Source organism: Streptomyces sp. NPDC052036, from assembly GCF_040680495.1.
Classification (GTDB): Bacteria; Actinomycetota; Actinomycetes; order Streptomycetales; family Streptomycetaceae; genus Streptomyces.
In genome coordinates, this window is sequence record NZ_JBFAWW010000002.1 from 356,531 (window position 1) to 366,291 (window position 9,761).

The window sequence follows — 9,761 nt, forward strand, 5'->3', positions numbered from 1 at the left end:
CCCTGTGCCTTCGCGTCGGCGAAGGCGTCCACTGGGGGCAGGGACGTACCCGTCCCTCGCCCATCGTGGGAACCCGCGGGATTCAGGGGGAACCCCGCCCCACCGGGGCGCTTGTCCAGCGGACAAGAGGAGCTGGCATGAGTGAGAGCGCAGGGCGGACCGGCCAGGTCGCAGCGGCCGGTGACGCCACCGGGCAGTACGACCGAGGTGCGGCGACCGCCGTCGTCCACGAGTCCTATTCCTTCGCCTGCATGCGCTGCGGGCACGGCTGGGAGCAGTCGTACGAGATAGAGCACCACGTCGACGGTGACGGCAACGAGTTCGTCATATATGTGGCGGGCGGCCGTGTGGTCCCGTCGCCGCTGAGTCGTCCCGCCTGCCTGAACTGCGACAACCATGTGGTGCGCATTATGCGTCCCGGCCAGGTGTCCTCCGCGCAGAACTCCCTGCACCGGCACCACCGCCCGGTGTCGACGGCCGTCGGGAAGGACCTCGACGAGCCGCGGACGGAGCCGGGGGAGCCCAAGGAGCAGCACCACTGGCATCTGATGGACCTGCTCCAGCCGTTGTTCCACCACCGCAAGGCGGGCTGAGCCCCGCGGGCGGCCCTTTCCGGGGCGACATGCCCCTTCCGTAGGATCGAGGCATGCCTTCCCCCGCGTCCGACAAGCATGTGCCGCCGCCGCTCCCCGAGCCCCTCGGCATCTCCGTCGCCGACTCGCACACCCACCTCGACATGCAGTCCGGCACCGTCGAGGAGAGCCTCGCCAAGGCGGCGGCGGTCGGCGTGACGACGGTCGTCCAGGTCGGCTGCGATGTGCAGGGTTCGCGCTGGGCCGCCGAGACGGCCGCGACCCACGACGCTGTGCACGCGGCGGTGGCCCTGCATCCGAACGAGGCCCCCCGTATCGTCCACGGCGATCCCGACGGCTGGTCCCGGCAGGGCGCACGCCGGCCGGGCGGTGACGCCGCCCTGGACGAGGCGCTCGCCGAGATCGACCGCTTGGCCGCGCTGCCCCAGGTCAAGGGCGTCGGCGAGACCGGGCTCGACTACTTCCGTACCGGGCCCGAGGGCAAGGCCGCCCAGGAGCGGTCCTTCCGCGCGCACATCGAGATCGCCAAGCGGCACGGCAAGGCGCTGGTCATCCACGACCGCGACGCCCACGCCGATGTGCTGCGCATCCTCAAGGAGGAGGGCGCGCCGGAGCGGACCGTCTTCCACTGCTACTCGGGCGACGCGGCGATGGCCGAGGTCTGCGCGCGTGCCGGGTACTTCATGTCGTTCGCCGGCAATGTGACCTTCAAGAACGCACAGCCGCTGCGCGACGCGCTCGCCGTGGCCCCCCCGGACCTCGTCCTGGTGGAGACCGACGCGCCGTTCCTGACGCCCGCGCCGTACCGCGGACGGCCCAACGCGCCCTACCTCGTCCCGGTCACGGTGCGGGCGATGGCCGCGGTGCGGGGCATCACGGAGGACGAGCTGGCGGCGGCCCTCGCGGACAACACGGCACGAGCCTTCGGCTACTGACCGTCACTGCCCCGGGCGGCTGTCGGCCGCCTGGAGTCCTCACGGCGACCGCCCGTGGGCGTGTCGCAACACCGTGTGACGGCGTTGCTTTGGAGAGTGACGACCAGCCGCTAGGTTGGATCGCCCGTTTCGGACCTTCTCTGGAGCGTGTCGTCGTGAGCAACCGGGAGTACCCGCCGTACGGAATGTACGGCCCGAGACCGGCGTACGAGGACCACGAGCCGTACGGCCGGATGTACCAGGACACCTACCGGCCCGCGTACGAGGCGCGGGTCGCCGCGGCGCGCGCCGGAACAGCCGCGGGGCCGCCGCCGGGCCGCCAGGCGGAGACCATAGGACCGCTGCCGCGCCTGCAGGCGGACGCGACGGGCCGGCTGCGGTGGCCGACGGAGGCGACGGGCCGGTCGCGGTGGCCGACGGACGCCACGGGCCGGCTGCGGTGGCCGACGGAGGCGACGGGGCCGCTGCCGTGGCCGACGGAGGGCGCAGGACCCCTGCGGCGGCAGCCGGAGGCGCCCCCGCGCCCCGCAGGGCGCACTCAGGCCCGGCACGCGGCGCGGCGCGGAAAGGGCGGCGCGCGCAGCCACCCCATGCGCCGTCTCCTTCCGCAGGCGCTGGTGGTCGCCTTCCTCGCCGGAGGCACCACCGCGTTCGTCGCCAAGGACAAGGCCATCGAGCTGACCGTGGACGGCAGACACCGCACCCTGCACACCTTCGCCGCGGACGTGGGCGAACTGCTGGCCCGGGAGGGGGTGGCGGTCGGGCAGCACGATGTGGTCGTGCCCGCGCCCGGCACCCCGCTCAGCAGCGGCGAAGAGGTCGCGGTGCACTACGGACGCCCGGTGTTCCTCACCCTCGACGGGCACCGGAGGCAGGTGTGGACGACGGCGCACACGGTGGACGGCGCGCTCCAGCAGCTCGGGGTGCGCGCCGAGGGCGCATACGTGTCGACTTCGCGCTCCCTGCCCATCCATCGCGAAGGGCTCACGCTCGACGTCCGTACCGAGCGCACGGTGACCGTCCTGGCGGACGGACAGACGCGCACGATCCGCACCAACGCCGCCACCGTCGGGGAGGTCGTCGACCAGGCCGGGATCACCCTGCGCGGGGAGGACACCACCTCCGCGGCACCGGAAAGTTTCCCGGCCGACGGACAGACGGTGACCGTGCTGCGGGTGCGGGGCTCCCGGGAGGTCCGCGAGGAACAGATCCCGTTCACCGTGCGGCGCACCAAGGACCCGACCCTGTTCCGGGGCACCGTGCTCGTGGCGCGCGCCGGACAGCCGGGCACCCGCCGGGTGACCTACGTCCTGCGCTCGGTCAACGGCGTCCGGCAGCGGCCCCGCCGCATCGAGGTCGAGGTGGTGCAGAAGCCCACCACCCAGCTGATGCGGGTGGGCATCCGCCCGCACCCGGAGTCGGTCTCGGGCGCGGAGGGCCTCAACTGGCACGGGCTCGCGTACTGCGAGTCCCGGGGCCGCCCGCGCGCGGTCGACCCGTCCGGCACCTACGGCGGCCTCTACCAGTTCGACCGGCGCACCTGGCGCAGCCTCGGCGGCTCCGGCCGGCCGCAGGACGCCCCGGCCGAGGAACAGACCTACCGCGCGAAGAGGCTCTACGTGCGCCAGGGATCCAGCCCCTGGCCGCACTGCGGGTCACGGCTGTACGGCTGAGCGGCGGGGCGGACGGCGGACGAGCGGCGGGGCGGCTGAGCGGCGGGGCGGCGGGGCGGGCGAGCTGCGGAGCGGGCGAGCGGGGCGGGCGGTGCGGGCGCGGACACGGGCGCCCCGCGCCGCCCCGTACCCTTGGTCCGTGAGCAGCTCCACCCCCGACGCCCTGCTGGGCCCCGCCGACGTCCGTGAACTGGCGGCGGCCCTCGGCGTACGCCCCACCAAGCAACGCGGCCAGAACTTCGTCATCGACGCCAACACCGTGCGGCGCATCGTGCGGACCGCCGAGGTGCGGCCCGACGATGTGGTGGTGGAGGTGGGACCCGGGCTCGGCTCCCTGACGCTGGCGCTGCTGGAGGTCGCCGAGCGGGTCACCGCCGTCGAGATCGACGACGTGCTCGCCGGGGCGCTGCCCGCGACCATCGCCGCCCGGATGCCCGGACGCGCCGAAAGGTTCGCGCTGGTGCACTCCGACGCGCTGCAGGTGCGGGAGCTGCCGGGCCCCGCGCCCACCGCGCTCGTCGCGAACCTGCCTTACAACGTCGCCGTCCCGGTGCTCCTGCACATGCTCGACATGTTCCCGAGCATCGAGCGGACGCTGGTGATGGTGCAGTCCGAGGTCGCCGACCGGCTGGCCGCCGCGCCCGGCTCCAAGGTGTACGGGGTGCCGTCCGTGAAGGCCAACTGGTACGCCGACGTCAAGCGCGCCGGAGCCATCGGGCGCAATGTCTTCTGGCCCGCCCCGAACGTCGACAGCGGGCTCGTCTCGCTGGTCCGGCGGGCCGAGCCGGTCAGGACCACCGCGCCCAAGGCGAAGGTGTTCGCGGTGGTCGACGCGGCGTTCGCACAGCGGCGCAAGACGCTGCGGGCGGCGCTCGCCGGCTGGGCGGGGTCGGCCGCGGCGGCGGAGGCCGCGCTCGTCGCCGCCGGTATCTCGCCCCAGGCGCGCGGTGAGTCCCTGACCATCGAGGACTTCGCGCGTATCGCCGAGGCCGCGTCACCGCGGGCGGCACAGCATCCGCCGGCCGCCGCGCGACGGGCCGCATCCCGCACAGAGGAGTCCGAGTAAGTGAGCGTGACGGTCCGCGTCCCGGCCAAGGTCAACGTCCAGCTCGCGGTGGGTGCCGCCCGCCCCGACGGCTTCCACGACCTGGCCAACGTCTTCCTCGCCGTCGGCCTGTACGACGAGGTCACGGCGACCCCGTCCGCCGAGGGGCTCCGGATCACCTGCTCCGGCCCGGACGCCGGCGAGGTGCCCCTGGACCGTACGAACCTGGCGGCCCGCGCGGCTCTCGCGCTCGCCGAGCGGTACGACCGGGCACCCGATGTGCACCTCCACATCGCCAAGGACATCCCGGTCGCGGGCGGTATGGCGGGCGGCAGCGCCGACGGCGCCGGGGCGCTGGTGGCGTGCGACGCGCTGTGGGGAACGGGTGCCTCCCGCGAGGAACTCCTCGACATCTGCGCCGAATTGGGCAGCGACGTGCCGTTCAGCCTGGTGGGCGGGGCGGCGCTGGGTACCGGGCGGGGCGAGAAGCTGCGGGTGCTGGAGGTCGGCGGGACGTTCCACTGGGTGTTCGCGATGGCCGGGCGGGGACTGTCGACGCCCGCCGTCTTCCGGGAGTTCGACCGTCTGAACGAGGGCGTACGGATCCCCGAGCCCGTCGCCGCGCAGGACCTGCTCGACGCGCTGGCGAAGGGCGACGTGGAGGCGCTCGCGGCGGCGGTCTCCAACGACCTCCAGCCGGCCGCGCTCTCCCTGTTCCCCGAACTGGCGGACACGCTGGCCGCCGGGCGCGCGGCGGGGGCGCTGACCGGACTGGTGTCCGGGTCGGGGCCGACGACGGCGTTCCTCGCGAAGGACGCCGCCGCGGCGACGGAGATCGCACGAGCCCTGCTGGCCTCGGGCACCTGCCGCTCGGCCCGGGTGGCCCAGGCGCCGGCGCCGGGGGCGACCGTCGTCTGAGGCGGCCCTCGTCGGGGCCGCGGCCGTCCGGGGCGGTCCGCCGACGACGGGTGCGTGCGTCACCGGCGTGCGCGCGTGCTCGGACACCGCTTCACGCGGGTACTCAGACGCCGGTTGAGTACGAACGCGCTGCCGCCGCCCCCGGGCGCCGCGCGACCGTACCCCCGTGAGACCCAGTGATCTCGCCGCCGCCACCCCGCAATCCCGAGACCGGTTCGTCGATCTGCTGAGGGCCGGCTCGCTCGGTGTCGTCGTGCTCGGGCACTGGCTGATGGCGGCCGTGTCCGTGGACAGCGACGGGCAGGTGCAGGTGGGGAACCTGCTTGCCCTCCAGCCCCGGCTCCAGCCGCTCACCTGGCTGTTCCAGGTCATGCCGGTGTTCTTCTACGGGGGCGGCTTCGCCCACGCCCTCTCCTGCCGCTCCGCCCGGCGCGGGACCCCCAAGGCCTGCTCGGCCTTCCTGCGCGCCCGGCTGCGGCGGCTGCTGCGGCCGACGGTCGTGTTCATCGGGGTGTGGGGCGCCGCTGCTCGCGTCCTCCAACTGGTGGGGGCGGGCGGCGGGTTGCTCGACATCGCGCTGCGGCTGGTGACGCAGCCGCTGTGGTTCGTCGGGATCTATCTTGCGATGGTCGCCTTCACCCCGCCGCTGCTCCGGCTCCACGAACGCTGGGGGTGGGGCGTGTTCGGCGGGCTCGTGGCCGCCGCCGTGACCGTCGACGTGCTCCGCTTCGGCCTGGGGGTGCCCTACGTCGAGTTCCTCAACTTCGCCTTCGTCTGGCTCGCGATCCACCAGCTCGGATTCCTCCGCGCGGACGGCAGGATCCGCCGGCCGTCCCTCCTCGCCGGCGCCGGACTCGTGGGGGCCGTGCTGCTGGTCGCGTACGGGCCCTGTCCGCCGTCCATGGTCGGGATGCCCGGCGAGCGGATCTCCAACATGGCGCCGCCCACCCTCGCGCTGCTGTGCCACGGGCTGTGGCTGGTCGGGGCGGTGGAACTGCGGGTGTGAGTAGTTGAGGTACAGGAGATCCCGGTGAGATTGATCTTGCTGCGGTTCCCCACTCCTGATGAGGCCCGGGTGTGCTGCATACGGCAGCGGTCTCATCCTCTTCGGGTTCGGGCCAGGGGCCGAAGGGACCGTGTTCCCCGGGGCCGGTGGCGCCGAGGAGGCCGGGATCCTTCCAGCGGTGCAGCGGCACGGGGATCACTGTGCGGTTCCGTTCCGGGCCTGCGAGAGCACAAGGGCGTCTCGTCGCGCCGTGTCCCACTGCCGACCCCTCCGTGGAGTTGGCCGCTTGAAAGGTTGCCCACGACGCGAAGCGATTGACAGGGACCGTGAGCCGCCGGTCGGCCGACGCGCGGGGCGGATCAGTGGCGCGTGCCGGCCGGTGGGCCGACGACGGTGGTGAGCTGGAGTTTGGTCTCGTCCTCGCTGCCCGGCGCGGCGGTCATGATGACGATCTTGAGCTCGGTGTCGCCGTCGGTCAGGACATCGCAGTCCACCGTGACCGGGCCCACCGACGGGTGGTCGACCGTCTTGCGGACCTCGCGGTTCGCGGTCACCTCTCCCGTCGCCCACAGCTCGGCGAACCTCTCGTTGCCTGCGTTCAGGTCGCGGACCAGCGCGGCCAGGCGGCTGTCCCGGGGGAAGCGGCCGGTGGCGCGGCGCAGGTCGGAGACGAGGGCGGCGTCGGCGGTGTCGGGGTCCGTATCGGTGACCGGCCACAGCGCGAGGGGGGTGTGATCGGCGCCCACCGGGAACCTGTCGCGGGCGAAGTTGCGCATCCGCGGCGGCGAGGCCAAGGGGTCGCCCAGCAGGGCGGCCCACCCGTGGTTCCACCACACCAGTTGCCAGTCCGCCGCGAACACGGCAACCGGTACGTCTCCGAGGCGGACGAGCACTCGTTGCATACCGGGCGGGAGATGGTCGCAGATCGTGCCGTCCGCCGGCGGCACGATCTGGGCCAGGCGGTAGAGGTGGTCCCGCTCGGCGGTGGACAGCTGGAGGGCGCGCGCCAGGGACGCCACCACCGACGCCGAGGGTGTCGTGGCCCGCCCCTGCTCCAGGCGCACGACGTAGTCGACCGACACTCCGGCCAGGTCGGCCAGTTCCTCGCGCCGCAGCCCGACAGCCCGGCGCTTGCGGACGACCGGCAGCCCGGCGGCCGACGGGGGCAGCCGGTTCCGCCATGTGCGGATCGCCGCGCCCAGTCCGGCCCCGGGGGGTGTCGTCGTCATGCTCTTCATCCTCCTGCATCCCCGATCTCATGCGGGGGCGCGAGGGTGGTACTGGTCTTCCTACCGTCGAAGCGTCTCTGGTCCGGCTCCCTCGTCAAGGCAACCATCGAAGGCATGACGATCACTTTCATCACCGGAGCCAACAAGGGCATCGGCCGCGAGACCGCCCGCCGCCTTATCGCGTGCGGTCACACCGTTCTCCTGGGAGCCCGCGACCGTGAGCGGGGTGAGGAGGCAGCCGCCGCGCTGGGCGCACGCTTCGTCCCCGTCGACGTGACCGACGACGCGTCCGTGGCCGCCGCTGCCGCGGACGTCGCCGAGCACGAGGGCAGGATCGACGTCCTGATCAACAACGCGGGGGTACAGGGACCCTTCGGTGATCCCGGCGACCTCACCGCCGCGGACGCCCGCGCCGTCCTCGACGTCAACGTCATCGGCGTCGTCCGCACCACCACCGCGTTCCTGCCGCTGCTGCGCCGTTCGGACGACCCCGTGATCATCAACGTCAGCAGCGGCATGGGCTCCCTCGCCTTCACCCACGACCCCGGCCGGACCGAGTCGCTCGTCGCCGTACCGCTGTACGCCTCCTCGAAGGCGGCGCTGACGATGTTGACCACGCAGTACGCCAAGGGGCTCAAGGGCATTCGCGTCAACGCCGCCGACCCCGGCTACACCGCGACCGACATAAACGGTCACAGTGGCTCCCAGACCGTCACCGAGGGCACGGACGCGATCGTCGCCCTCGCCACCGAGGGGCCCGGTGCCGGCACCGGACGCTTCATCGACCGCCATGGCGAGATCGCCTGGTCCTGACACCGGCGGTCCGGAGACTGCCGCCTCCGACCAGCGTGAGAACCTGGGGCGACCGTCACGCCAGCCCTTTGACCTGCGTCTTCAAGTTGGCGGCGGCTCAAGGGGTCTGGGGAGATCCCGGCGGAGACGGTGCGGGTGACTCGGGCCGCGTTCCCGAAGGGGAGCCTGGCGATCCGGGTGCGGGACGAGTTGGGCTCGTTGTTCAAAGATGAGGAGTTCGCGGACCTGTTCCCGGCGCGGGGCAGGCCGGCCTGGTCACCGGGCGGGCTGGCGCTGGTGTCGGTGTTGCAGTTCGTGGAGGGGCTGACCGACCGGCAGGCCGCTGAAGCAGTGCGGGCCAGGATCGACTTCAAGTACGCGCTCGGGCTGGAACTGGACGATCCGGGCTTCGACTTCTCGGTGCTGTCGGAGTTCCGTGACCGGCTGGCTGGGGCGGACGCCGGGCGGCGGGTGCTGGACGGCGTCCTGGTCGCGACCCGTGACAAGCGGCTGCTCAAGAGCGCGGGCCGGGCCCCGGACGGACTCCACGCATGTGCTGTCGGCAGCGCGCGAACTGTGCTGGCTGGAGGGAGCAGGGAGAGCCTCTCTCAGACGACCTTTCCGCCTGCGGCCGACGCCATGACCACGCTCCGGGCGAACTGCCCCGCGTGACCATCGCAGGCATAGAAGCGGCGGCCGTCATCGGGGCCGGCGCCGGGCTCGAACCACATCACGGCGGCATGCCGGCAGGAGTGGTGGTCATCCAGGGCGCGGCCTGTTCGCGATAGCTGTGTCCGACTGGGGCCAGTTCGGCGCTGCGGGTGAGGCTGAAGATCGTCACCATGACCATGTCCGAGGGCCGGGCGGTAGCCGGTGCGCGGCCACAGATGCATCAGACCGGTATCGCCGGCGTCGGTGGCGGCCTTGCGCAGCGGACCGGCGAGGTGGTGGAGGGCTGGGTAGCCGAGCGGGGCGAGGGCGCCGCAGGTGTCGGTGAAGTGGTTGCGCGGAGCGCGGGCGGCCCCGCCCAGGGCATCACCGCCGTCCACGCGTGGACGTTCACCGGCTGGACCCACGAAGGCTGCAGATTTTTTTCGCGGATCGCGACAACCCCGGGTGGGGCCGCACGTCTGGTGGGGTGAAAGGCGGTTTCCGGGACGGGATTTTCAGCCCCGGCGCTGCCCGACCTTCAGCGTTGTCTCTACTCTTTGGAGTCGTTTCCTATGCGGCACATCCGCGCCAAGAAGTCGAACCGTTCCCTGCGCACCTGGGTGCTGGGGTCGGCTGCCGGCCTCGCCCTGGTGGTGGGCGGCGGCATCGCCGCTCAGGCGGCCAGCTCCGGCCACGCGCACCCGGGCACGTCGGCCACGGCCGACCCGAAGCCCGTGCCCTCCACCCCGGGCAAGCAGACCTCCGCCGACACCGACCCGACTCCGGTCCCGGGTGACGCGAACGGCAAGCCCTACCCGTCTGCCGTGCCCTCCACCCCGGGCAAGCAGACCTCCGCCGACACCGACCCGACTCCGGTCCCGGGTGACGCGAACGGCAAGCCCTACCCGTCTGCCGTGCC

General features: G+C 73.0%; 8 protein-coding genes and 3 pseudogenes. 10 read left to right on the forward strand and 1 reads right to left on the reverse strand.

Annotation, left to right across the window (positions count from 1 at the left end):
• The first annotated feature begins 137 nt into the window (after positions 1 to 137).
• The 6 genes and pseudogenes from AB0L95_RS05635 to AB0L95_RS05660 all read left to right on the forward strand — a co-directional run.
• Positions 138 to 593 (forward strand): hypothetical protein, encoded by a 456-nt coding sequence (locus AB0L95_RS05635; RefSeq protein WP_365157376.1) that lies wholly within the window; start codon positions 138 to 140, stop codon positions 591 to 593.
• Positions 594 to 646: 53 nt separating this feature from the next.
• Entirely contained in the window at positions 647 to 1,528 is an 882-nt protein-coding gene (locus tag AB0L95_RS05640; protein ID WP_365157379.1) for a TatD family hydrolase, read from the forward strand.
• A gap of 233 nt (positions 1,529 to 1,761) precedes the next feature.
• Positions 1,762 to 3,201 (forward strand): ubiquitin-like domain-containing protein, encoded by a 1,440-nt coding sequence (locus AB0L95_RS05645; protein ID WP_365157771.1) that lies wholly within the window; start codon positions 1,762 to 1,764, stop codon positions 3,199 to 3,201.
• Between the two features lie 139 nt (positions 3,202 to 3,340).
• Positions 3,341 to 4,267, forward strand: coding sequence for a 16S rRNA (adenine(1518)-N(6)/adenine(1519)-N(6))-dimethyltransferase RsmA (gene rsmA, locus AB0L95_RS05650; protein ID WP_365157382.1), 927 nt, complete (start codon positions 3,341 to 3,343; stop codon positions 4,265 to 4,267).
• Positions 4,268 to 5,164: a 4-(cytidine 5'-diphospho)-2-C-methyl-D-erythritol kinase gene (locus tag AB0L95_RS05655; RefSeq protein ID WP_365157385.1), complete on the forward strand. Its 897-nt coding sequence runs from the start codon at positions 4,268 to 4,270 to the stop codon at positions 5,162 to 5,164.
• A gap of 166 nt (positions 5,165 to 5,330) precedes the next feature.
• Positions 5,331 to 6,158: pseudogene (locus AB0L95_RS05660) on the forward strand (acyltransferase family protein); the annotation flags it as partial.
• Positions 6,159 to 6,529: 371 nt separating this feature from the next.
• Here the strand turns inward: AB0L95_RS05660 and AB0L95_RS05665 are convergent.
• A complete protein-coding gene (locus tag AB0L95_RS05665) occupies positions 6,530 to 7,408 on the reverse strand; it encodes a helix-turn-helix transcriptional regulator (RefSeq protein ID WP_365157388.1) in 879 nt (292 codons plus the stop codon).
• Between the two features lie 105 nt (positions 7,409 to 7,513).
• Here AB0L95_RS05665 and AB0L95_RS05670 point away from each other — a divergent pair, with 105 nt between their 5' ends.
• From AB0L95_RS05670 to AB0L95_RS05685, 4 genes and pseudogenes are all read left to right on the forward strand, one after another.
• A complete protein-coding gene (locus AB0L95_RS05670) occupies positions 7,514 to 8,212 on the forward strand; it encodes an SDR family NAD(P)-dependent oxidoreductase (protein ID WP_365157391.1) in 699 nt (232 codons plus the stop codon).
• A 114-nt stretch (positions 8,213 to 8,326) separates the two neighbouring features.
• Positions 8,327 to 8,780 (forward strand): annotated as a pseudogene (locus tag AB0L95_RS05675) (transposase); the annotation flags it as partial.
• Positions 8,781 to 9,033: 253 nt separating this feature from the next.
• A complete protein-coding gene (locus tag AB0L95_RS05680) occupies positions 9,034 to 9,333 on the forward strand; it encodes a hypothetical protein (RefSeq protein ID WP_365157394.1) in 300 nt (99 codons plus the stop codon).
• An 81-nt stretch (positions 9,334 to 9,414) separates the two neighbouring features.
• Positions 9,415 to 9,761: pseudogene (locus AB0L95_RS05685) on the forward strand (hypothetical protein); the annotation flags it as partial.